Source organism: Mesorhizobium sp. M1143, from assembly GCF_040318435.1.
GTDB lineage: Bacteria > Pseudomonadota > Alphaproteobacteria > Rhizobiales > Rhizobiaceae > Mesorhizobium.
The window spans coordinates 13031-36573 of sequence record NZ_JAMYMJ010000053.1 but is presented as its reverse complement, the minus strand read 5'-3'; the positions used below and the strand labels follow the sequence as shown (position 1 = coordinate 36573).

At 63.7% G+C, this 23543-nt stretch carries 20 protein-coding genes, 1 pseudogene and 1 riboswitch; of the genes and pseudogenes, 9 read left to right on the top strand and 12 right to left on the bottom strand.

The window, feature by feature from the left end:
- Positions 1-535: pseudogene (locus tag NKH35_RS26125) on the top strand (hypothetical protein); the annotation flags it as partial.
- Between the two features lie 26 nt (positions 536-561).
- On the opposite strand, the gene NKH35_RS26120 reads toward NKH35_RS26125, so the two are convergent.
- Genes NKH35_RS26120 through NKH35_RS26105 form a run of 4 tightly spaced genes read right to left on the bottom strand, consistent with a single transcriptional unit; the run spans position 562 to position 3639 of the window.
- Positions 562-861 (bottom strand): CcdB family protein, encoded by a 300-nt coding sequence (locus NKH35_RS26120; protein WP_023825044.1) that lies wholly within the window; start codon positions 859-861, stop codon positions 562-564.
- Positions 861-1103 (bottom strand): type II toxin-antitoxin system CcdA family antitoxin, encoded by a 243-nt coding sequence (locus NKH35_RS26115; protein WP_023709715.1) that lies wholly within the window; start codon positions 1101-1103, stop codon positions 861-863. Before NKH35_RS26115 ends, NKH35_RS26120 begins: the two co-directional genes overlap by 1 nt.
- Before the next feature lie 54 nt (positions 1104-1157).
- Positions 1158-2978 carry an ABC-F family ATP-binding cassette domain-containing protein gene (locus tag NKH35_RS26110; protein WP_352765329.1) on the bottom strand — a complete coding sequence of 607 codons (1821 nt, stop codon included), beginning with the start codon at positions 2976-2978 and terminating at the stop codon, positions 1158-1160.
- A 1-nt stretch (position 2979) separates the two neighbouring features.
- Positions 2980-3639 (bottom strand): thiamine diphosphokinase, encoded by a 660-nt coding sequence (locus NKH35_RS26105; protein ID WP_023702808.1) that lies wholly within the window; start codon positions 3637-3639, stop codon positions 2980-2982.
- 162 nt (positions 3640-3801) lie between these two features.
- Positions 3802-3916, top strand: a riboswitch (TPP riboswitch).
- Between the two features lie 43 nt (positions 3917-3959).
- Between NKH35_RS26105 and thiB the strand changes: the two genes are divergently transcribed.
- The 4 genes from thiB to NKH35_RS26085 all read left to right on the top strand — a co-directional run bounded on the left by thiB (position 3960) and on the right by NKH35_RS26085 (position 9322).
- Entirely contained in the window at positions 3960-4967 is a 1008-nt protein-coding gene (gene thiB, locus NKH35_RS26100; RefSeq protein ID WP_023825042.1) for a thiamine ABC transporter substrate binding subunit, read from the top strand.
- Positions 4968-5216: 249 nt separating this feature from the next.
- Positions 5217-6824 carry a thiamine/thiamine pyrophosphate ABC transporter permease gene (gene thiP, locus NKH35_RS26095; RefSeq protein WP_023702806.1) on the top strand — a complete coding sequence of 536 codons (1608 nt, stop codon included), beginning with the start codon at positions 5217-5219 and terminating at the stop codon, positions 6822-6824.
- Positions 6821-7585 carry a thiamine ABC transporter ATP-binding protein gene (thiQ, locus tag NKH35_RS26090; RefSeq protein ID WP_352842022.1) on the top strand — a complete coding sequence of 255 codons (765 nt, stop codon included), beginning with the start codon at positions 6821-6823 and terminating at the stop codon, positions 7583-7585. The genes thiP and thiQ overlap by 4 nt, the downstream gene beginning before the upstream one ends.
- Before the next feature lie 330 nt (positions 7586-7915).
- Positions 7916-9322: a M48 family metalloprotease gene (locus NKH35_RS26085; protein WP_352916872.1), complete on the top strand. Its 1407-nt coding sequence runs from the start codon at positions 7916-7918 to the stop codon at positions 9320-9322.
- Positions 9323-9418: 96 nt separating this feature from the next.
- On the opposite strand, the gene NKH35_RS26080 is transcribed toward NKH35_RS26085, so the two are convergent.
- Entirely contained in the window at positions 9419-10276 is an 858-nt protein-coding gene (locus NKH35_RS26080; protein WP_023693606.1) for an RNA polymerase factor sigma-32, read from the bottom strand.
- Positions 10277-10673: 397 nt separating this feature from the next.
- Here NKH35_RS26080 and NKH35_RS26075 point away from each other — a divergent pair, with 397 nt between their 5' ends.
- The 3 genes from NKH35_RS26075 (at position 10674) to NKH35_RS26065 (ending at position 13029) form a co-directional block, all read left to right on the top strand.
- Positions 10674-11447 (top strand): amino acid ABC transporter substrate-binding protein, encoded by a 774-nt coding sequence (locus NKH35_RS26075; RefSeq protein WP_352916866.1) that lies wholly within the window; start codon positions 10674-10676, stop codon positions 11445-11447.
- A gap of 137 nt (positions 11448-11584) precedes the next feature.
- Entirely contained in the window at positions 11585-12265 is a 681-nt protein-coding gene (locus NKH35_RS26070; RefSeq protein ID WP_023693608.1) for an amino acid ABC transporter permease, read from the top strand.
- Positions 12262-13029, top strand: a complete 768-nt coding sequence (locus NKH35_RS26065; protein ID WP_023685808.1) for an amino acid ABC transporter ATP-binding protein — start codon at positions 12262-12264, stop codon at positions 13027-13029. The genes NKH35_RS26070 and NKH35_RS26065 overlap by 4 nt, the downstream gene beginning before the upstream one ends.
- A 197-nt stretch (positions 13030-13226) precedes the next feature.
- On the opposite strand, the gene NKH35_RS26060 is transcribed toward NKH35_RS26065, so the two are convergent.
- The 5 genes from NKH35_RS26060 to NKH35_RS26040 form a co-directional block, all read right to left on the bottom strand.
- Complete coding sequence (locus NKH35_RS26060; protein WP_023673664.1) at positions 13227-13808, bottom strand: CarD family transcriptional regulator; 582 nt, start codon at positions 13806-13808, stop codon at positions 13227-13229.
- Positions 13809-14234: 426 nt separating this feature from the next.
- Entirely contained in the window at positions 14235-14573 is a 339-nt protein-coding gene (gene fdxA / locus NKH35_RS26055; protein ID WP_013529180.1) for a ferredoxin FdxA, read from the bottom strand.
- Positions 14574-14826: 253 nt separating this feature from the next.
- Positions 14827-15213 (bottom strand): RNA-binding S4 domain-containing protein, encoded by a 387-nt coding sequence (locus NKH35_RS26050; protein ID WP_023693611.1) that lies wholly within the window; start codon positions 15211-15213, stop codon positions 14827-14829.
- A 17-nt stretch (positions 15214-15230) separates the two neighbouring features.
- Positions 15231-18776, bottom strand: coding sequence for a helicase-related protein (locus tag NKH35_RS26045; RefSeq protein ID WP_352916864.1), 3546 nt, complete (start codon positions 18774-18776; stop codon positions 15231-15233).
- A 636-nt stretch (positions 18777-19412) separates the two neighbouring features.
- Entirely contained in the window at positions 19413-19994 is a 582-nt protein-coding gene (locus NKH35_RS26040) for a TetR/AcrR family transcriptional regulator (RefSeq protein ID WP_023693613.1), read from the bottom strand.
- 82 nt (positions 19995-20076) lie between these two features.
- Between NKH35_RS26040 and NKH35_RS26035 the strand changes: the two genes are divergently transcribed.
- A complete protein-coding gene (locus NKH35_RS26035; protein ID WP_352916862.1) occupies positions 20077-21327 on the top strand; it encodes an FAD-dependent oxidoreductase in 1251 nt (416 codons plus the stop codon).
- Between the two features lie 49 nt (positions 21328-21376).
- Here the strand turns inward: NKH35_RS26035 and phbB are convergent, their stop codons facing one another.
- Together phbB and NKH35_RS26025 are read right to left on the bottom strand one after the other, a co-directional pair.
- Positions 21377-22102 (bottom strand): acetoacetyl-CoA reductase, encoded by a 726-nt coding sequence (gene phbB / locus NKH35_RS26030; protein ID WP_352760931.1) that lies wholly within the window; start codon positions 22100-22102, stop codon positions 21377-21379.
- A gap of 129 nt (positions 22103-22231) precedes the next feature.
- Entirely contained in the window at positions 22232-23416 is a 1185-nt protein-coding gene (locus NKH35_RS26025; protein ID WP_023673832.1) for an acetyl-CoA C-acetyltransferase, read from the bottom strand.
- Positions 23417-23543: the final 127 nt, after the last annotated feature.

Here is a 23543-nt window from a genome sequence, read left to right as displayed (position 1 = left end):
CTTCTACGAGGAACGCACCTCGACCGCGCAAGGTTCGGCCGAACCCGGCAGCATCGTCTGGTCGCTGGTGCAGGAATCGCCCGGCGGCGACCTGCCGCCCGAGCCGGCGATCCGCGCCGAGGCGACCATTCCCGGCAAGGACATCCAGCTGCGCATGACCATCCGCCGCAATACCGACCAGACGCTGCCGGCCAGCCACATCATCGAGATGATCTTCCTGACGCCCGAGGGCTTTGACGGCGGTGGCGTCGACAACATCCTGCGCGTCGCCATGAAGAGTTCGGAACAGGATGCCGGCAGCCCGCTGATCGGCATTCCGGCCAAGATCGCCGACGGCTTCTTCCTGGTGGCGCTCAACGACACCAAGGCCGACGAGGACGCCAATATGACCTTGCTTCGAGGCCAGGACTGGATCGACGTGCCGGTGGTCTACAAGACCGGACGCCGGGCGCTGCTGACCATGGAAAAGGGCATTCCGGGCGAGAAGGTGTTCGACGAGGCGCTGAAGGCCTGGCAGGCCAAGACGGCAGGTTGACGGGCGGCAGTAGCGGCTGCCTTCGCTCAGAAGCCCTGGAACAGCATGTCGAGGGCGGCGACGATGTCGTCGTGATGTCTAGAAAGGTTTCCCTCTGGCATCCGCAATTCGGACGCGCTGAAGGCCGACACAAACTGTTTGACCATCACAAGATCTTTGCCGTTTATAGCGAAGGTCGGGTTCAGGCGGCGGCCAGGAAGCGGGGCAATCTCGGGCGGCATCAAAGGAACGACCACCGTCGTGCTCAGCCCTTCAAGCATATCTGACTGCACGTCGAGAAGATAACCGTCGCTCTCGGTACTCCGATAGAAATCGTAACGCGCCATCAGAACGGCCGGTGTTTAGCCAATGGCAGTCCGTTCTTTCGGACATATTCGTTGGAGCTTTCGATGGCTTCCCTGTTTTCTTCTTGCCATCGACGCGTTTTCTCCGCCGCAATCGCTTTCGCGATCCCTGCTTCGGCAGCGCGGGAGATGTTGATGCCCAACGCTTTGGCGTCCTTGATCAACTGAGAGTCAATGGACGTGTTGACAGAGGCCCGCTGAGTTTTTGGCGTCGATTGAAGCACGGAGATGCCTCCTTTCATGCGCACAATATACGCGCATAAAGACCGCAAGCAATGCTACCCCTCCATCTCCTCACGCAGCATTTCCAGCTCCAGCCACTCTTCCTCGAGTGCGGCCAGCGTGGCGCGTTCCTTGTCGAGGGCGGCGATGGTCTTTTGGAACGAGGCCGGGTCGCGTTCGTAATAGGCGGGATCGGCAATGTTGTTTTCCAACCGCGAGATCGAGGCCATTACCGCCTCGATCTTCTTGGGCAAGGATTCCAGGGCGAATTTCTGCTTGAACGACAGTTTCTTCGACGGCCCTTTCGGCGCTGCCGGCTCGCTCTTGCCCGGCGCCGGCGCATCGCTGGCTTCGGCCTTGGCGCGCGCCTTGCGGTCGTCGAGCCGGGTGCCGCCGCGCTGCGCCAGCATGTCGGAATAGCCACCGGCATATTCGATCCAGCGGCCGCCTCCGTCCGGGGCGATGATGCTGGTGACGGTGCGGTCGAGGAAGTCGCGGTCGTGGCTGACCAGGATGACCGTGCCGGCAAAGCCGGCGACAAGTTCCTGCAACAGTTCCAGCGTCTCCATGTCGAGATCGTTGGTCGGCTCGTCGAGCACCAGAAGGTTGGCCGGCCGCGCCAGAACACGCGCCAGGAGCAGCCGCGCCCGTTCGCCGCCGGACAGCTCGCGCACCGGGGTGCGCGCCTGTTCCGGCTTGAACAGGAAATCCTTCATGTAGGACACGACATGGCGCTGCTCGCCATTGATGACGAGGTTTTCGCCGCGCCCGTCCGTGAGATACTGCGCCAGGGTCTCGGCCGGATCGACCGCCTCGCGCTTCTGGTCGAGCGTGGCGATTTCCAGATTGGTGCCGAGCCGCACCGAGCCGGCGTCGGGCTTCATCTCGCCGGTAAGCATCTTCAACAGCGTCGTCTTGCCGGCCCCGTTCGGCCCGACAAGGCCGACGCGATCGCCGCGCTGGATGCGGGTCGAGAAGCTTTTGACCACGGTGAGGTCGCCAAAGCTCTTTTCGATGTTCTTGGCCTCGATCACCAGCTTGCCGGATTCGGCGGCGTCGCTGGCCACCATGGTGGCCGAGCCCTCGGCGCCGCGATGGCCGCGAAAACGCTGGCGCATGGTCTGCAGTTCGCCCAGGCGGCGCATGTTGCGTTTACGGCGAGCCGTCACGCCATAGCGCAGCCAATGCTCCTCGCGCACGATCTGGCGGCCGAGCTTGTGCTGTTCGCGCTCTTCCTCTTCCAGCACAAGGTCGCGCCATTCCTCGAAATGGCCAAAGCCCTTGTCGAGGCGGCGGGTCTGGCCACGGTCGAGCCAGACAGTGGCGCGCGAGACGCGTTCGAGGAAGCGACGGTCGTGCGAGATGACGATCAGCGCCGAAGACGTCCGGACGAGCTCCTCTTCCAGCCATTCGATGACCGACAAATCGAGATGGTTCGTCGGCTCATCAAGCAGCAGAATATCGGGTTCGGGCGCCATGACGCGGGCAAGTGCTGCGCGGCGCGCCTCGCCACCGGAGAGATCGTTGGGGTTCTCCGTGCCGGCGAGGCCGAGATGCTCCATCAGATATGTGGCGCGGTAGGGATCGTCGGCAGGCCCAAGCCCAGCCTCGACATAGGCACGCACATTGGCAAAGCCGTCCATGTCGGGCATTTGCGGGAGATAGCGCACCGTTGCCGAAGGCTGGCGGAAGACCTCGCCGTCTTGCGGCTCGATCAGACCGGCGGCAATCTTCAGGAGCGTCGACTTGCCGGAGCCGTTGCGGCCGACGAGCGCGATCTTGTCACCGGCGGACGCCGTCAGTTCGGCGCCGTCGAGCAGCGGCGTGCCGCCAAAGGTCAGTCTTATGCCGTCGAGGTTGAGAAGGGGCGGGGCCATGTCAGCTTTCAGGCAAGGGGTAGGGGTGGGCGAGCAGCAGCGCGCGGCCATGGCCGAGCGCGATTTCGAGGCCGCCCCCGGTCGTGTTGGACTTGACCTCGTTCGAGATGGTCAGCGACGAGCCGAACACGACCTCGACATGGTCGAGCGGCCACTTCGCGCCGGACACGGTGAGGCCCGAAAGATCGGAAAAGCCGAGCACCGAAAACAGCGTTCCGTCGGCATAGTCGAAGCCGGCCTTGCCAGGCAGCAGAGGGGCGCCTTCCTGCGCTCCGCTGGTCAACAGCACTTTTGTGCCTGTCTCTGCCAGCCGCAGGCTGAGCGCCAGATGGAGGAAGGCGTGGTCGGCGCGCTTGCCGCCGAAAGCGCCGGCCAGCACCAGGCTGGTGGCGCCGCGTTCCAATGCCGCCGCGATCGCCAGTTCGCCATCGGTCTTGTCCTTTTCGGGAGGAAACACCTCCCGCGGCACGGCGGCGAGATCGGCAGGCAGGTCCGCCGGCACGGAATCGAAATCGCCGACCCACAGCTCCGGCATCAGGCCGAGCAGGCGGGCATGATCGATGCCGGCGTCGGCGGCGATGACGCGCGTGCCCGCGACCTGCCGGTCGAGCCGCGGCGTGCGGACGAGATCGCCGCCAAGCAGGATGGTGAATGTGCTCATATCCGCTGGCCCTTACCAGCCCCGCCGACGAAACGGAAGGCCGAGCGGCACCGTCACTCTTTGTTGGAGCATGATCTTTTTCCGGAAACGGATTCCACTTTCCGGGATCATGCTCGGGCAAACTTCCACTTGCGTGGCACCTTGGCCGGGCCTATGTGTCGAAACGCTCTAACGGGGTGCCGGACGCGATCTTCGCGGACCGGCTGAGAGGCAGTCTCGCCAACCCGCTGAACCTGATCCGGTTTGTACCGGCGGAGGGATTAGACGCTTCGGACAGCCCGACGCCTCAATTCCTTTCAACACGAATGAAGGAGGCGCCGATGCGCATGTTTTTGTCCCGTCTTGTCCCAGCGCTGGGGCTTGCTGTTTCGCTACTGGCAAGCCCTGCGTCAGCGCAGGAAAAACTCACGATCTATACCTATGAGAGTTTCACTGCCGACTGGGGTCCGGGCCCCCAGGTGAAGAAGGAATTCGAAGCCGAGTGCGGCTGCAGCGTCGACTTCGTCTCGGCGGCCGACGGCGTCGCACTTCTCAACCGCGTCAAGCTGGAAGGAGCCTCGACCAAAGCAGATATCGTGCTTGGCCTCGACACCAACCTCACCGCGGAAGCCAAGGCTTCCGGCCTGTTTGTCCGACATGGCGCGGTGGCTGAAAACAACGTGCCGGGCGGCTGGAGCGACGACACTTTCGTGCCCTATGATTATGGTTATTTCGCCGTCGTCTACGACACCGAGAAGCTGAAGAACCCACCGAAGAGCCTGAAGGAACTGGTCGAGGGCGATGCCGCCGACAAGATCGTCATCCAGGATCCGAGGACGTCGACGCCGGGCCTCGGCCTGCTGCTGTGGGTTAAGTCGGTCTATGGCGACAAGGCGCCGGAAGCCTGGGCCAAACTCAAGGGCAAAGTGCTGACGGCGACGCCCGGCTGGAGCGAGGCCTATGGCCTGTTCACCAAGGGCGAGGCGCCGATGGTGCTGTCCTATACGACATCGCCGGCCTACCACATGGTGGCCGAGAACACCGGGCGCTTCCAGGCGGCGTCGTTCGAAGAAGGCGAGTATTTGCAGGTCGAGGTCGCCGGCATCACCACCACGGGCGCGAAGAACCCGCTGGCGGCAAAGTTTCTGGCCTTCATGACCGGGCCGAAATTCCAGGATGTCATTCCGGAGACCAACTGGATGTTCCCGGCTGGGAAAACCGACAAGCCGCTCAATCCGGCTTTTGATAGGCTGGTCAAGCCGGCGAAGACCTTGCTGTTCAGCCCGGAAGAGGTCGCGGCAAATCGCAAGGCCTGGGTGGATGAATGGCTGGCGGTGATGAGCAAGTAGGAATTCAGGATGGCGCTTGAACACCCCCCTCTGGCCTGCCGGCCATCTCCCCCGCAAGGGGGGAGATCAAGCGCTCGGAAGCTTTCGCCAACCTCCAACGCTGCGAGGATGGGGCGGGGAGCGAAGCTGCTAATCTCCCCCCTTGCGGGGGAGATGGCCGGCAGGCCAGAGAGGGGTGGGCGGGAACTCGACTTCCGTGAAATATTTGCGTCAGCAGCGAACGTGCGCCGTAGGGTTGGATAGCGCGAAATGCGTGCGCACTATCCCTCTGACCCCCGCATCACGGCCGGCATTGTCGCGCTTGCGGCAATCGCGCTACTGATCGGTGGCGCCTTCGCCGGCCTTATCCGCGAAGGCGCGCACGACCTTTCCGGCGCCGCGTCCGCCTTTGACCTCTATCTCCTGCGCGTTGTCCGCTTCACGCTCTGGCAGGCTGCGCTCTCGACTCTGCTTTCCGCCGTACCGGCGCTCTTCGTCGCCCGGGCGCTGTCGCGGCATCCGCGCTTCTTCGGACGCGGCTTCATCCTGCAGCTGTTCACTGTGCCCCTTGCCTTGCCGGCGATTGTCGCAGCGCTGGGCATACTGGCGCTCTATGGCCGCGCCGGTTATTTCGCCGCGATCGGTGGCCAGAGCTGGCCCGACATCTATGGGCTGTCGGGCATCCTCGTCGCCCACGTCTTCTTCAACCTGCCGCTGGCCACCCGGCTGTTCCTCGAAGCGCTGGGAACGGTGCCGGCCGATCAATGGCGGCTGGCGAGCCAGCTCGGCATGGGAGCGAGGCCAGCCTTCCGGCTGATCGAGTGGCCGGTGCTGCGCGCCGCGCTGCCGGGCGTCGCCGGGCTTGTCTTCATGCTTTGCATCACCTCCTTCACCATCGTCCTGATCCTCGGCGGCGGGCCGGCGGCGACGACGCTGGAAGTCGCCATCTATCAGGCGCTGCGTTTCGACTTCGATCCGGCGCGAGCGGTGACGCTGACGGTGCTGCAGATCGCGCTGACTTTTGCCGTCATGCTGGCGCTGACGCGGCTCGGCGCCAATGTGACCGGCGACGCCAATTTGCCTGTCGCGCCGCGCCGCTATCACTTGGCCGGCAAAGCAGAAACAGCGTTCAACGCCGTCCTGATCGTGCTCGCCTTGCTGTTCGTCGCCGGACCAATGGCGGCCACCGTCGCGTCCGGCCTCGGCGCCGATCTCGGCCGGCTGGCGGGCGAGAGTGCCGTGCGTCAGGCGACCCTGACCAGCGCCGGTCTCGCCCTCTCGGCGGCGCTACTTTCGGTGGCGCTGTCGCTGTCGCTGATCATGGCTCGGCGGGCACTGTCGCTGCGCCGCCGGTCCAGTGCCCGTTCATTGCTCGAACATGCCACCGACACCGGCGCCGGCTTCGTCCTCGTCGTGCCGCCCATTGTCATCGGCGCCGGCTGGTTTCTCCTGCTGCGCACGGTCAGCGATGTCTTTGCCATCGCGCCGGTCATGGTCGTCACCGTCAATGCGGTGATGGCGATGCCCTTTGCCATCCGCGCGATGCGCCCGGCCTATGATGCGGCGAGCGAGCGCCACGAAAAGCTGTGCGCGCAGCTCGGCATTGCGGGCTGGAACCGGCTGCTTCTGGTCGACTGGCCATCGCTCCGGCGGCCGCTGGCCACCGGCTTTGCCTTCGCCATGGCGCTGTCGCTCGGCGATCTCGGCGTCATCGCGCTGTTCGGCAGCGATTCGGTGCAGACCTTGCCCTATCTCCTGCTGGCGCGCATGGGCAGCTATCGCACGGCCGATGCTGCCGGGCTGGCTTTGCTGCTCGGGGCGGTCTGCCTTGCATTGGTGGTCGCGGCAGACTGGCTGGGACGGGGAGAGAGATCGTGACGTCCGCTGTGGAGAAAGGCACGACTGTCCGGCTGGACAAGGTCTCGTTCAGCTATGGCGAAACGTCATTCCTGTTCGATGTCGAATTCGATACATCGAAGATCACCGCCATCATGGGGGCAAGTGGTTCGGGCAAATCGACCTTGCTCAATCTGGTGGCTGGTTTCGAGACGCCAGAGTCCGGTCGTGTGCTGATCGGCGGCGCCGATGTCGGCGCCGAGCCGCCTTCGGTGCGGCCGGTGTCGATGGTATTCCAGGAAAACAATCTGTTTGCTCATCTCTCGGTGGAGAAGAATGTCGGGCTCGGCCGCTCGCCATCGCTCAACCTGACCGACGCCGATCGCGCCGCAATCGCCGAGGCGCTTGACCGCGTCGGCCTGGCCGGCAAGGAAATGCGCCTGCCGCGCGAACTCTCCGGCGGCGAAAGGCAGCGCGTGGCGCTCGCCCGCGTTCTGGTGCGCGACCGGCCAGTGCTGCTGCTCGACGAGCCGTTCGCTTCGCTCGGGCCAGCACTGCGCGACGACATGCTCGACCTGGTGGCCGGCGTTCATGCCGAGCGGGCGATGACGGTGCTGTTCGTCACGCATCAGCCGGAAGACGCTCGCCGTATCGGCGAGCAGATGGTTTTTCTGGACAATGGCAGGGTTGCCGCGACGGGACCTGCCGCCGATTTTTTCGACGGCACTGGCCCTGAAGCGTTTCGGCGCTATATCGGCGCAAGTTCGGGCGGATCACGCGATATTGCCCGGAAGCGGACATAATTTACGACCAAACCGGCTACAGGTGATGTGGCGCTTGCTTGCCATGGTCCAGTCGATGTGGCTAGGTCCGCTTAGTACTGGTCCGGCACGAGCCGTGATTTGCCCCTACAGCGCCGCACCCGGCCGGATGCGTAAACGCTGTAGGTTTTTTGATGTGTGCAGGATTGCCAACGAAGACCGATTTTTCGCTGGCGCGGACCCCGGTCCAAATCATGCGCCGAGAGCTGAAGGAACGCCGTGCTGCCGACCGGCACTGACACTTTGAAACGCAGACCGCTGGTGCGCTTCCTCGCGCTGGCCGGCCTTGCCGTGGCGCTGGCCAGCTGCCAGATGTTCACGCCTCCCGAAGTGCAGGAATCCGGCTTCCAGCCTTCCGACAAGCCGATCACGGTCGACAATGTCGCCGCCAACGGCAAGCTTGCCGAACTGGCGAAGGCACAGCATCCGCGCATCCTTGCCACCTATGGCGGCGAATATTCCGATCCCAAGCTCGAGCGCATGGTGGCCAAGGTTGTCGGCAGCCTGACCGTGGTGTCGGCCAATCCGACCCAGACCTATCGCATCACCATCCTCAATTCGCCAAACGTCAACGCTTTCGCGCTGCCGGGCGGCTATCTCTACGTCACCCGCGGCCTGCTGGCGCTGGCCAATGATTCGGCCGAACTCGCCGCCGTCATCGCGCATGAGATGGGCCACGTCACCGCCAATCACGGCTTGCAGCGCCAGCAGCTCGAGGCCGAGGAAGGCCTGGCGACCAAGGTGGTCTCCGATGTGCTGGGCGACAGCCCGACCGCCAAGCAGGCATTGATCCGCGGCAAGCTGAGGCTGGCGCAGTTCTCGCGCAACCAGGAGCTGGAGGCAGACGCGATTGGCATCAAGTCGATCGGCGAGGCGGGTTACGATCCCTATGCCGCCGGGCGTTTCCTGCAGTCGATGTCGGCCTATACCGATTTCCGCTCGATCAGCGGCGCCACCGACGCCAGCCTCGACTTCCTGGCCACGCACCCCAACACGCCGCAGCGAATTGATCTGGCGCAGCGCCACGCCCGCCAGTTCGGCGCGCCGGGCATCGGCACCCGCGACCGCGATTCCTTCCTGGCCGGGATAGACGGCCTGCTCTATGGCGACACGCCGGAAGAGGGCTATGTGCGCGGCCAGACCTTCCTGCATCCGGGCCTCGGCGTTTCGTTCACGGTGCCCGACGGCTTCATCATCGACAATTCGGCGGCGGCAGTGACGGCGACCGGTCCCGGCGACATGGCGATCCGCTTCGACGGTGTGTCGATCGACAAGGATCGTGCGCTGACCGACTACATCAGAAGCGGCTGGGTGGCCGGTCTCGACGAGACCAGCGTGCGCCAGGAGACGATCGACGGCAACGAGGCGGCGACAGCGCACGCCGGCGCCGATGGCTGGCAGTTCGACATTGCGGTGATCCGCGCCGGCGGTCAGGTCTACCGGCTTTTGACAGCGGCCCCCTCGGCCAGCACGACACTCGATCCGGTGGCACGCTCGGTCAGCGGTTCGTTCCGCGTGCTCAGCCCCGCCGAGAAAGCGGCACTGAAGCCGCTGCATATCCGCGTCGTCACGGTACAGGCCGGGCAGACGATGGGCACACTTTCGGCGCAGATGGTCGGCGTCGACCGCAAGCTCGATCTGTTCCGCGTGCTCAACGCGATGTCGCCGGGCGCCTCGGTTTCGGCCGGCGACAAGGTCAAGATCGTCACGGACAGATAGCGCCGGTCTTCGTCAGAAACCCCAGCCTTCGTAGTGCTTTTTTCTGAGATAACTTTTCTGAGATAACTCGGGGCGGGACCCCTGTTCCTGGCAATCTCACGCTGCCATGAATTCGGGGTTCTGCTTGACCAGCGCGAGCTTGAGCTTTTCCATGGCGCGGGCCTCGATCTGGCGGACACGCTCCTTGGAAATGCCGAGCGTCTCGCCGAGCGCCTCAAGCGTCGCACCTTCGTCTGTCAGCCGACGCTCCTCGATGATCCTGAGTTCGCGGGCATTGAGCGCGCGGAGCGCCGTCTTCAGCCACATCAGGCGCCGTTCGACGTCGATGGTGTCGCCGGCGACCTCGTCAGGCAATGGATCGTCCGAAATCAGGAAGTCCATCCGCTCGGTGGTGCCGGCCTCATCGGCGAGCGGTGCGTTGAGCGAAGAGTCAGGTGCTGAAAGCCTGGAATCCATCTTCTCGACATCGGCCTCGGAGACGCCGAGGGCTACCGAGACTTCGCGGTAGAGCGTGGCGTTGGAGATCGGCTCGGCGCCATTGGCAAGACGGGCGCGCAGGCGCCGCAGGTTGAAGAACAGCGCCTTTTGCGCCGAAGAGGTGCCGCCGCGAACGATCGACCAGTTGCGCAGGATATAGTCCTGCATCGAAGCGCGGATCCACCATGTCGCATAGGTCGAGAAGCGCACCTCGCGCTCCGGCTCGAAACGCGCGGCTGCTTCCAGCAGCCCGACATGGCCCTCCTGGACCAGATCTCCGAGCGGCAGGCCGTAATGTCGGAATTTCGAAGCCATGGAGATGACCAGCCGCATATGGGCGACGGTGATCTGATGCAGCGCCTGCTGATCCTGGTCCTCCTTCCAGCGCAAGGCGAGAACATGTTCCTCATCGCGCTCGAGGTAGGGGGCTTTCATTGCCGTGCGGACCATGGTCCGTCCTGCCGTGTCTTCGATCATGCCGCGCTCCTGCTCCCGGACATTTTCGGACGGCCTGGCGGCCGTTATCTCTGTTTGACGCAATTCCGAAGGAAACCGCTTTCCCACTTTCCTGGAATTGCTTCGGGCCTAGCGCAGCCAAGGGTTCTTGAAATGGAAACGCGGCGCCCTACAACAAGCCATGAACGTGCCACACCGGGGATTGGTTCCGCCGCCGATGGCGGTTGTTTTGTGCGGTCCGACAGGGCGCATCGACACCGCAGATCCGGACTATTGGCACCGATCCGAGCTGCTTTGAGAATCTGATTTCTGGATCGTCGTTTTTTTGAAATCTGGTTCCTTATTTTGCTGCGCTGTATCTGTCAGTTTCCGGCTCTCACAAGCGCCGGACACCGGCCAAGGACGGGATCACACAGAAATGAAATGGCTCAATTCGCTCATCGTCGCCGGAACGCTTCAGGTTCTGGCTGTTACATCAGGCCATGCCGGCGCCAATCTTGACCAGATCAAGCAGGCCGGCACCCTCAAAGTCGGCACCGAAGGCACCTATGCGCCCTTCACCTATCATGATGCTTCCGGCGCGCTGGTCGGCTTCGACGTCGAGATCGCCAAGGCGATCGGCGACAAGCTCGGCGTCAAGGTCGAGTTCCTCGAAGGCAAATGGGACGGGCTGATCGCCGGCCTCGACGCCAACCGCTACGACGCCGTGATCAACGAGGTCGGCATCACCGACGCGCGCAAGGCCAAGTACGATTTCTCCGATCCTTACATCGCCTCCAAGGCCGTGCTGATCGTGCGCGGCGACAACACCGACATCAAGACCTTCGCCGACCTCAAGGGCAAGAAGTCGGCACAGTCGTTGACATCGAATTTCGGCAAGCTCGCCGAGACCAACGGCGCCGAACTGGTCGGCACCGACGGCTTCGACCAGTCGATCCAGCTGCTGCTCACCGGCCGCGCCGACGCCACCATCAATGACAGCCTGTCTTTCCTCGACTTCAAGAAGCACAAGCCGGACGCCAATGTGAAGATCGCCGCGCAGGAAGAGAACGCCGACTATGCCGGCGTCATCGTGCGCAAGGGTGATCCGGAGCTGGTCGCGGCGATCAACAAGGCGCTGGCCGACATCAAGGCCGACGGCACCTACAAGAGGATCGCCGATACCTATTTCGGCCAGGATGTCTCGCAGTAAAGACCATCTCCCGGCGGTTTGCCGGCAATGACCAATAGCGGCGGGCCGTCTTTGACGGCTCGCCGTTTTTCGCATGATATGAGAAGCACACAATCGCACTGCCGTCACCGCGGCGGTCTGTGAAGGAGGAGCCGTTCGTGCCGCACTGGCTACACCTGATGCTGGACTCGTTGCCGACACTGCTGTGGGCGGCGTTGATCTTCACCGTACCGCTGACATTGCTATCATTCGCACTCGGCCTGTTCGTCGGCCTGGTTGTCGCCCTGGTGCGGCTGTTCGGTCCCAAGCCTCTGGTTGCCGTGGTCCGCTTCTATGTCTGGATCTTTCGCGGCACGCCGCTTCTGGTGCAGCTGTTCCTGATCTTTTACGGCCTGCCTTCGGTCGGCATATTGCTGGACGCTTTTCCGGCGGCGCTGATTGGCTTCACCCTCAACATAGGCGCCTACAGTTCGGAAATTATCCGCGCCGTGATCGGCTCGGTGCCGAAGGGCCAGTGGGAGGCGGCCTATTCGATCGGCATGACCTGGAGCCAGGCGATGCGGCGCACCATCCTGCCGCAAGCCGGCCGCGTCGCCGTGCCGCCGCTGTCCAACACCTTCATCTCGCTGGTCAAGGATACGTCGCTGGCCGCCGCCATCACTGTGCCGGAGATGTTCCAGGCGGCGCAGCGCATCGTCGCCACCACCTATGAGCCGCTGATCCTCTATGTCGAGGCGGCGATCCTTTATCTGGCGATGAGCTCGGTGCTTTCGGCCTTGCAGACGCGGCTGGAGGAGCGGCTCAACCGCTATGGCGGCTTCCTGGAGGCGCGCTCATGATCGGCCTCACCGACATCGAAAAGCGCTTCGGCGACAATCTGGTGCTGAAGGGCGTGACGGTCACCATTGCCGAAGGCAGCGTCACCGCGCTTGTCGGCCCCTCCGGCGGCGGCAAGAGCACACTGCTGCGCTGCATCAACCTGTTGGAGATCCCGACCTCGGGCATGGTGCGCATCGGCGACGAGACGCTGGAATTCCGTCCCGGCATCAAGATCCCCAGCCGCGACATCCAGCGCCTGCGGCTGCAGACCGGCATGGTGTTCCAGAACTTCCAGCTGTTCCCGCATCGCACCGCGATCGAGAACGTCATGGAAGGCCTGGTGACGGTGCTGAAATGGCCGACGGCAAAGGCGCGCGAGCGGGCACTGGCGCTGCTCGAGAAGGTCGGCATGGCACACAAGGCGGATGATTGGCCGGCAACGCTGTCGGGCGGCCAGCAGCAGCGTGTGGCGATCGCCCGCGCCCTGGCGCCGTCGCCGAAAGTGCTGCTCTGCGACGAGCCGACCTCGGCGCTCGATCCGGAACTGGCGCAGGAAGTGGTCGACGTGCTGGGAAAGCTCGCCAGCGAAGGCACGACCATGGTGATGGCCACGCACGACCTTCGCCTTGCCTCCAAGATTGCGCAGGAGGTGGTGTTCCTCGACGCCGGCGTCATCGTCGAGAAGGGGCCGTCCGCCGTGGTGTTCTCCAACCCGGAGCGTGAACGGACGAAGCGTTTTATTGCGACGCTGAAGCAGGAGGCGGAGAAGGAAGCCGGCGGCTGAGCCTTCTACCTCCCCCTTGTGGGGAGGTCGGACGGAAGGTCCGGGTCGGGTCTGGTGCCGTCCCCCATCCTCGCTGCTTCGCAGCGACCCTGCCTGGGCGAGCCACGGGTCTCGCCCGTCCTTGGAACCCCACAAGGGGGTAAAAACAAAAACCCGGCACAAGGCCGGGTTTTTCATGAATTCGACGGTGAAAGCGATCAGGCAGCTTCTTCCTGCTCGGCTTCCTCATTGTCGGCCTTGGCGCCGCGCTTCGGGCCCTTGTTGAGGTTGACCTCGATCAGGCGCACGGCTTCGGTTTCCGACATGCGGTTGACTGCCGCGATCTCGCGCGCCATGCGGTCGAGTGCCGCCTCATAGAGCTGACGCTCGGAATAGGACTGTTCCGGCTGGTTGTCGGCACGGTAGAGGTCGCGCACGACTTCCGAGATCGAGATCAGGTCGCCCGAATTGATCTTGGCATCATATTCCTGCGCACGGCGCGACCACATGGTGCGCTTGACGCGGGCGCGGCCCTGGACGACCTTCAGCGCGCGCTCGACATAATCCTCTTCCGACAGCTTGCGCATGCCGATGGAGGTCGCCTTGGCGACCGGAACCTTCAGGCGCATCTTGTCCTTCTGGAAGTCGATGACGAACAGTTCCAGCTTGTGGCCCGCAACTTCCTGCTCGTCGATCGAGACGATCTGGCCGACGCCGTGTGCCGGATAGACGATGTACTCGCCGGTCTTGAAACCGTGGCGTGCCGAGGTGGACTTCTTCTGCGGGGTGATCGTTGCCATTACGCCCTGAACTCCTTGTTGTGGCACCGGCGGCCTGCCGGTCCGAACGCATGCGACCGGGGACACCGATCGTTAGCCGCACAACAGATGAACCCATCGGAAAAAGCCGGGACCGGCAAACCGCATACATAGCGACTGCCTGGCCCAGATCGCTCTGGTCCGATTGGGGATTTCACCTTTCAGTGATTTGGGGCGCTTGCGCCATAAATCGACGTTGTGTCACCGGCATGTTTCAACTGGTGTAGCACAAAAAGTCGGAAGAATCAAGGTTTTGCTGCAAACGCGAAGGTCGAGCGCCATCGCCGCCTGTCAAGGCAGTTAATGTATGATGCGCGTTACGCAGCGTTATGACGATCCAATAGGCCGCACTTTTTTGCTTTGCGCATCACCCTTTCCGAAATCGATTCCGATTCCAGCGTCATGTGCTCAGTCGCCTTCGCCGGGCTCGGCGGAGAAATATTTCTCGAACTTGCCGGCCTCGCCGTCGAAGCTCTTGGCATCTGCCGGAGGCTCCTTCTTGGCGGTGATGTTGGGCCATTTCTCGGCGTATTCGGTGTTGACCTGCAGCCATTTGTCGAGGCCCGGCTCGGTGTCGGGCTTGATTGCATCGGCCGGGCATTCCGGTTCGCAGACGCCGCAGTCGATGCACTCGTCGGGATGTATGACAAGCATGTTCTCGCCCTCGTAGAAGCAGTCGACCGGACAGACCTCGATGCAGTCCATGTACTTGCATTTGATGCAGTTGTCGGTCACGACATAGGTCATTGGTCGGCTCCGGGACGTCCCGTTCTTGCTAGAGCGACGTGCGTCCACTTGGACGCATAAAGTACGCTCTGACACTTTGAATCTGCGCATCGTGCCTTCCGAAAAATCGATTTCCGATTTTCGGGCCGATGCGGCGGCTTTTTTGGTGAGGTAACGCCTTTGCCTGCCGCTTGCAAGGGCAGCCATTGCAGGCGGGGCCCGCGTGTCCGGAATGAAATTCCAGACCGCCGGCATGGCGCAGACGGCCAAGGCTTCAGTCTTCGCCGAACAGCCGGTCGGTTTGCCTGCGCTCTTTCTTGGTCGGCCGGCCGCTGCCGGCGTCGCGCAGCGCCGGAATGGCATCGGCAACAGCCTCGCCTTTTGGGGCCGGCGGCGGGGACATGTCCTCGTAGAGCGTGCGCGCTTCCTCGGCCGGACCGCGCCGCACGCCGGTGCCAAGCACCTTCCAAACGAAGATGCGGCGCTCGTGCGTAATGGTCAAAACGTCGCCAGGCTTGACCAGATCGGAGGCCTGCGCTGCTTTGTCGCTATTAATGCGGACGCGTCCGGCGACAACCAGCTTGGCCGCCAGCGAGCGCGATTTTATCGCGCGCGAAAAGAACAGCCACTTGTCGATGCGCTGACGACCTTCAGCAACCATCGCAGCGAACCTGGGGCTTATTTCTTCAACTGGTCGCGCAAGGCGGCGAGCTTGGCGAAGGGCGAGTCCGGATCGAAGCGCGCCGGGCGTTCCTCGCGTGGCTTGGCCTGGAAAGCCGGCTTGGCGCCTTGCGGTCCGCCTTTGCCTTCCGGCCTGCCGCCTTTCCAGTCAGGCCGGCCCTCGCGCGGACGCTCGCCTTGCGGCTTGCCGTCGCGGCGCTGTTCGCCCTCGGCCTGCGGCTTGGGCTTGAACTTCGAACGGTCGAAGCGTGGCTTGGCGGCACCGTCGCGCTGGTCGCGCCGGCCCTGATAGGCCGGCCGTTCGCCCGGTGCCGGCTGTCCGCCGGCAGCGTCGGCCGGCGCATCGGCGCGGCTAGCCTGGCCGTTACGCGGGCGATTGTCTCTGCGGTTGTCTTGCCGATGGCGCGGGCGCTGCTCGAAACGACCCTGCCGCCACAGCAAGATGGGCTTTGGCGCTTCGGCCTCGGGGACAGGCTCAGCGCTTCGACCCTCCCCCTCGTGGGGAGGGTCGGCGCGCAGCGCCGGGGTGGGGGCAGCGTCGGCGTCGGCGGTTGCACTTGCATCGTTTGCACTATCTGCTTCGTCAGCGCTGTCACCCGCGTCGCTTTGCGCCGCGACCTCCGCCATCGAGGGAGAGGTAAGGGCGTCGGCGTTTTCGGCGACGGTGGCGTCGGCAGTGTCGTCAGCTTCCGCAACAGCCGGAGCTTCTTCCGCGATTTCTATGGGAGCTTCGACCTGTTCGTCCGCGACGGGCTCCGCCGTTGCTTCCTCGATGGCTGGAGCTTCGGCGGCGGCTTCAACGGCCGCAGTTGGCTCCGAACCCTCGGGAGGCGCGCCCGGCTGAGCGTCCGCAGCAACAGCCTCCGCTGCGGCTTCGGCGACGGGCTGCTCAGCCGCAGGCTCAGCGGCGGCAACCGCATCCGGCTCCGATCCAACGGCCGGCGCTTCAGCGGCGGCTTCTCTTGCAGCGGCTTCCGCCGCCTTGGCCTGTTCGGCTTTTGCAGCCGCGTCCGCAGCCAGCTTGGCGGCAGCCGCTTCCCGCGCCGCATTGTCCTGTGCTTCCAGCCGCGCCTTGACCTCTGCCGGCGGCTTCGGCTCGGCGCGGTAGCCAAGGCCTTTCAGGATCTCTTCCATGTCGTCGGCGGTTGCGCCGAGGATGGACATCATCGGCGGCGTCACCATGAAGGACTGGCCGTCATAGGCGCCGTCCGGGCGCTGTCCCAGACCGGGCTTCCAGTTGGTCGCAGGCCGGATCAGGTCGGCCAGCCGTTCCAGAATGTCGATGCGCACGGCGCGGCGGCCGAGATTGCGGTAGCCGGCGAGCTTGTAGAAGCTCTTGTCGAAAGCCGGATCAATGACCACCGAGGTGCGGCCGGAGGCCAGCGCGTGCACCACGTCGCCAAAGCCGGGCTTGTCCTTGCCGTCGTTCTTCAGCGCCCACAAAAGCGTGATCAGTCCGGCGGGCGCCGGCTTGATCAGCGCCGGCACGAAGACGTGGTAGGCGCCGAAGCGCACACCGAGCCGGCGCAAGGCGGCGCGACCCTCCTGGTCGAGCGACTTCATTTCCTCGGCGATGTCGCGGCGGTTGATGAGGCCGAAATGCTCGACGAGCTGGAAGGCGATGCCACGGCCGATGCCGGCGATCTGCTCGGCATTCTTCAAGTCGACCAGCGGCTTCAGCAAGGATTCGATCTGGAAATTGACGAAGCGCTCGGCGCGCGCGGCGACCTTGTCGCGGGCGGGACCGGTCAACTGCTCGTCGGCCAAAAGCACCAGGCGCGGCTTCAGCGCGTCCTCGCCGGCAACCAGCGTGCCGATCGGCGCGCCGATCCAGCGCAGCGTGCCGTCGGAGCCGAGCGCAAGGTCGCCATTGGCGCAGGCGCCGAAGCGTTCGGCACGTGCCTCGAACTCGGCGGCCAGCGCTTTTTGCGCTGCCGTACGCACGGCCTTGGCGTCTTCGCCGCCGGCGCTCTGATCGGCGGTGAAGCGGAACCCTTGCAACTCGCCGACATGATGGCCTTCGACAAGGACGGTTCCGGTAGGACTGATTTCGGCTTCAGGCATTGTATTTTCTCTAAGGCGCCGCATGAGGACGGAAGTCCTGCGGTCTACAAACCGTTTCGTCAACCGCTCATGCAGCGCATCCGACAATCTGTCTTCGATTTCGCGCGTCTTTTCCCGCCAGTGTGCCTGATCGGCCAGCCAGCCCGGCCGGTTGGACACGAATGTCCAGGTGCGGATCTGCGCAATGCGGTGCGACAGCGTGTCGATGTCCCCCTCGGTCGTATCGGCGCGGCGCACCTGCTCGGCCATGTAGTTCTCGTCGACATGGCCGTGTTTGGCGAGGTCGGTGTAGATAGAAGCGATCAGGTCGGAGTGCTGGGCCGGCGCGATCTTGCGGTAGTCCGGCAACGCGCAGGCTTCCCACAGCAGCGCGACGCGCTTGGCATTGGTAGCCAGCGCGCGGATGTCCTCGTCGCGGGAGAGATGTTCGAGCGCCTGGGCATCGACCGCCGGCAGCGCCCGCGTCAGGCCTTCGACCGGCGCGTTGGTTTCGATCGAGCGCTTCAGCGCGTCGAGGCTGGCGAAGTGGAAATGCGCGGTGCGCCATTGCAGCACCTTCACCGGATCGAACTCGTGCCCCTCGATGCGCTTGACCAACTCCTCGTCCAGCGGATCGACCTGGCCGGTGACGCCGAAGGTGCCGTCGCGCAGATGGCGGCCGGCGCGGCCGGCGATCTGGCCGAGCTCGGCCGCCGTGAGATTGCGGTACTGATAGCCGTCGAATTTGCGGTTCTGGGCGAAGGCGACATGATCGAGATCAAGGTTGAGCCCCATGCCGATGGCGTCGGTGGCGACGAGATAGTCGACGTCGCCTGCCTGGAACATTGCCACCTGGGCATTGCGGGTGCGGGGCGACAGCGCGCCGAGCACGACCGCCGCTCCTCCTTGCTGGCGGCGGATCAGCTCAGCGATGGCATAGACCTCGTCGGCGGAGAAAGCGACGATCGCCGTACGCCGCGGCAGGCGGGTCAATTTCTTCGAGCCGGCATAGGCCAGGTGCGACAGGCGAGGGCGCGTCACCACCGAGACGCCTCTCAGCAGCTTTTGCAGGATGCCATGCATGGTGGCCGCGCCGAGCAGCAGCGTTTCCTGGCGGCCGCGCAGGTGCAGGATACGGTCGGTGAAGATGTGGCCGCGCTCGAGGTCGCCGGCGAGTTGCACCTCGTCGATGGCGACGAAGGCAACGTCGGTCTCGCGCGGCATGGCTTCGACGGTGCAGACCGAATATTTCGCGCCGGGCGGCTGGATTTTTTCCTCGCCGGTGATGAGCGCCACCTTGTGGGCGCCGACCTTTTCGCAGACGCGGGCATAGACCTCGCGCGCCAGAAGGCGGAGCGGCAGGCCGATAATGCCGCTCTCATGTGCCACCATGCGCTCGATGGCGAGATGGGTCTTGCCGGTGTTGGTCGGACCCAGCACGGCAGTCACGTCGCGGCCCGACAGGATCAGCGGCTCGGTGTGTTTCGGCTGGATGTTCATCGGCCTGGAGATGAGGCTTTCTGCATCGTGTTGTCGGGAGCGCGCCTCGCGTGGCGCGTATGACAGGCGACACATAGGGATTTCAGGCGCGAAGCGAAAGCGGAATGTTCCGGCCGGCAGTCCCACGGTTCGTCGTTGAGGTCTCAATTAACAGTTGGAACGAGTCTGGAACGAATCGGCGACGAATCAGTGACTCCGGCAGATTCAGCTTTTGTTCACGGCTACATGTGGATTTTGCGAGCCTGAGTCTCACCATATGCTGAATCGCGGAAACTGGCCCGATTCCTGCAAGGCGACCATTGGCGTTAACCTTTGCCGGCGGGGCATCGTCGTGATCCGATACGCCTCGGCCAACATTATGAAATTGTTGAATTTTCTTAATCGGCCTTAACCATTTGCCGGTGATTTTCGGCCTTGGTCGTTAACGTTGCGCTCAAAGCCGGAACGAATCGGCGATGAATCAGCAATGGCGGGATTTTCCTGGTTTGTTCACCCCAACATGTTGTGTTATCCACAGCTTGTCCATCGAGAATTCACAGCTTGCGAACCGGGTTTTGCACATGGGCGCCTGGAAATCGTTAATCTTTGCGTGCCGGAACGGGTCAATCGCCGCGACAGCACTCGGTGCCCGCCGGTTCAGGCCGCGTCGTGGCCTGTTGCATAACGTTGCAACACCGGTCCCACATTCCGGATGATTTCCTCATGCGACAGGGCGACGACGGGCTCAAGCCGCAACAGATATCGGCAGGTCGCCAGGCCCAGCAGCTGGCTGGCAACCAGCCCGGCGCGCCGTCCGGCGTCCGCTGGGTCGCCTATCGATGCAACCATCGGCCTCACCTGGTTGGCGAAGACGTCGCGGACCTTCTCGGCCGCGTGCTCGTTCGACGCAGCCGAGCGTAGCAGGATTATCATGCCTGGCCCGTTGGCCTGACCTTCCCAGTTTACCAGAAAGCGCCTGATCAGCGTTTCACCGATGGCGGTAGGGTCTATCCGCTGATCCGGCAGTTGAAGGTCCACGACGGCGGCCCTGGCGAACAGCTCGTCCTTGCTGTGGAAATAACGGATCACCATGGCCGGATCGATCGAGGCCTGCGCCGCAACGTCGCGGATTGAGGTGCCGTCATAGCCGTGCTCGGAGAAAAGCCGGCGTGCGGCTTCAAGGATTTGGGCTCGTGTTCGGTCCGACTTGGTCTGCTTGTTCGGCTGCTTCTCGTTCATCCAGATTCATATGCCAACAGCCGTTGACAAATGCAATCCAACTTACTAGAAGTCAACACGTGTTGATAAATGGAGACGGGGAATGCTGCCTGAGACAACGGAAGTCCTTATCATTGGCGCCGGCCCGACTGGTATGGCGCTATCAATCGCGCTGCATCAAGCTGGCGTCGATCACGTGCTGATCGACAGACTGACGCAGGGTCTGCAAACGTCGCGCGCTGGGGTCATCCATGCGCAAACGCTGGAATCACTGGAGCCGCTCGGCCTCACGCCGCGGCTGAGTGAGCTTTCCGTGAATCTCGACGATTTCGCCATCCGCGATCGGAGCCGGGTGCTGCTCAAGCTCGATTTCGGCAAGCTGCCGTCAAAGCATCCCTACCTGATGATGCTGCCGCAGAACGTGACCGAGCAGGTGTTCGCTGAACGGATCGCGGTCCTGGGTGGCGTCATTCATCGCGAGGTCGAGGCTGTGGCCGTTGCTCAAGACAGTGACGGCGCGCGCGTGACAGTGGTCGAGCAGGGCCACGAAAAACTCATCTCGGCGCGATACGTCGTCGGAGCCGACGGCATGCAGAGCCTGGTGCGCAAGTCGACCGGCATCGAGTTCGATGGCGAGGCCTATGATGGTTCGTTTGTGCTGGCCGACGTTCGCCTGGACTGGCCTGTAGGACCGGCCGAAGTGTCGCTGTTTTTCGCACCGGCGGGCCTGGTGGTGGTGGCGCCGCTGCCGGATGGCTCGTACCGCGTCGTCGCGACGATGAAGGATGCGCCGGAAAAGCCCGGCACCGCCGACATCCAGGCATTGCTCGATAGCCGCGGGCCAACCACGACAAGAGCCCGCGTGCTCGACCTGACGTGGAGTTCGCGCTTTCGCGTGCATCATCGTCTGGTCAGGGCCTATCGCAAGGACCGGCTGTTCCTGATGGGCGATGCCGCGCATGTACACAGTCCCGCGGGTGGGCAGGGCATGAATACCGGCATCATCGACGCGGTCGTGCTTGGCCAGTTGCTTGGCGATGTGGTGAACGGCATTCGCTCGGCGACGGAACTCGACCTATACGAAAAGCTGCGCCGCCCAGCGGCTCAGGAAGTGCTCGATCTTGCGGGGAAGATGACGGAGATGGCGCTTGCCCATAATCCGGCGAAGCGGTTCGTCCGCAACCTGTCGCTTTCCTTGGTGAATCTTCTGCCGTTCGTGAAGCGTCGCATTGCGCTGAAGCTGTCGGGTCTCAGTCGGGCCTCAAACGCCCGGCTGCCGGCGCCCGCAAAGGCGCCTGGCTTAATTGCCGCCAGCAAGCCTGAGGCCAAATCAGGGCTGAAGCTCGCCGCCTGACAGTTGCGACGTTCAGGCGAATCGGCGCGTTGCCGAGTGCGGCATGACGTCAGACGAAGTACTGGCCGCCATTGGCTGTAATGGTCGAACCGGTGATGAAGCCGGCGTCTTCGGAAGCGAGGAAGACGACGCAACGCGCGATCTCTTCCGGTTCGCCGAGGCGGCCGACCGGAATCTGCGGGATGATGCGTTCATGCAGCACCTTCTCGTCGATCGCCTTGACCATCTCGGTGGCGATGTAGCCGGGGCAGATGACATTGACGGTGATGCCCGCGCGCGCGCCCTCCTGCGCCAGCGCCTTCGAGAAGCCGATGTCGCCGGCCTTTGCGGCGGAATAGTTGACCTGGCCGGCCTGGCCTTTCTGGCCGTTGATGGAGGAGATGGTGATGACGCGGCCGAATTTGCGGTCGCGCATGCCGCCCCACAGCGGATGCGTCATGTTGAAGACGCCAGACAGATTGGTGTCGATGACTTCCTTCCACTGCTCGCGCGTCAGCTTGTGGAACATGGCGTCACGGGTAATGCCGGCATTGTTGACCAGCACCGAGACCGGGCCGAGATCGGCCTCGACCTGTTTGATTCCGGCGGCGCAGGCGTCGTAGTCGGCGACCGACCATTTGTAGGTCTTGATGCCGGTTTGTGTGCTGAACTTCCCCGCTGCCTCGTCATTGCCGGCATAGTTGGCGGCAACGGTGTAACCGGCATTCTTCAGGCCGATCGATATGGCGGCGCCGATGCCGCGCGATCCACCGGTGACGAGCGCTACTTTGGTCATTGAAAGTTCTTCCTCCCTTTGGTCGGAAGAAGGGAATAGGGAGTAGGGAGTAGCGAGTAGGGATCGATATCCCGCCGCGCTGCTCCTTGTTCCCCATTCACTACTCCCTATTCACTACTCACTTCTCTTTCACAGCGCTTCCACGCACAGAGCGACGCCCATGCCGCCGCCGATGCACAGCGTGGCAAGGCCCTTCTTGGCGCCGCGGCGGCGCATCTCGAAAACCAGCGTGTTGAAGACGCGGGCGCCCGACGCGCCGATCGGATGGCCGATGGCGATGGCGCCGCCATTGACGTTGACGATCGACGTATCCCAGCCCATGCCCTTGTTGACGGCGCAGGCCTGCGCGGCGAAGGCTTCATTGGCCTCGACAAGGTCGAGGTCCTTGACCGACCAGCCGGCCTTCTCGAGCGCCCGCTTCGAGGCGGGAATAGGTCCGGTGCCCATGATCGCCGGATCGACGCCGGCCGTCGCCCATGAGGCGATGCGCACCAGCGGGGTGATGCCGCGCCTTGTGGCTTCAGCCTCGCTCATCAGCAGCGCGCCGGCGGCGCCGTCATTGATGCCCGACGCGTTGGCGGCGGTCACGGTGCCGTCCTTGTCGAAAGCCGGCTTCAGCTTGGACATGGCGTCGATGGTGGCGCCGTGGCGGATGTACTCGTCCTGGTCGACGACAGTGTCGCCCTTCCTGCCCTTGATCGTGAAGGCGACGATCTCGTCCTTGAACTTGCCGGCCTTCTGCGCGGCCTCGGCCTTGTTTTGCGAGGCCAGCGCAAACTGATCCTGGTCGTCGCGGGTGATCTGGAACTGGCGGGCGACGTTCTCGGCGGTGTTGCCCATGTGGTAGCCGTTGAAGGCGTCCCACAACCCGTCCTTGATCATGGTATCGATCATCTTGTAGTCGCCCATCTTGACGCCGGCGCGCAGGTGCTCGGCGTGCGGCGACAGCGACATCGATTCCTGGCCGCCGGCGATGATCACAGTGGCGTCGCCGGCGGCGATCTGCTGCATGCCGAGCGCGATGGCGCGCAGGCCAGAGCCGCAAACCTGGTTGAGCCCCCAGGCGGTGGTCTCCTTGGGCAGGCCGGCATTGATCGACGCCTGGCGGGCGGGGTTCTGGCCCTGCGCGGCGGTCAGCACCTGGCCGAGAATGACCTCGTCGACTTCACCCGGCTCGACGCCGGCGCGCGCCAAAAGCTCCCTGATGACGACGGCGCCAAGTTCATGCGCCGGGGTGGCGGCGAAGGCGCCGTTGAAAGAGCCGACAGCCGTGCGTGCGGCGCTGGCAACGACGATTGAATTGGAAGCGGACATTTTTCTCTCCAGACTTCGAGGTGTCGTGTTCTTGGGGCCTTGTTGGGACTTTTCTTGCCCGTTCCACACCCCAAGTCAAACCGGAAATGGGCATGCCGGCCAAGCGCCGCAAGCAGGGCGTGAGCGG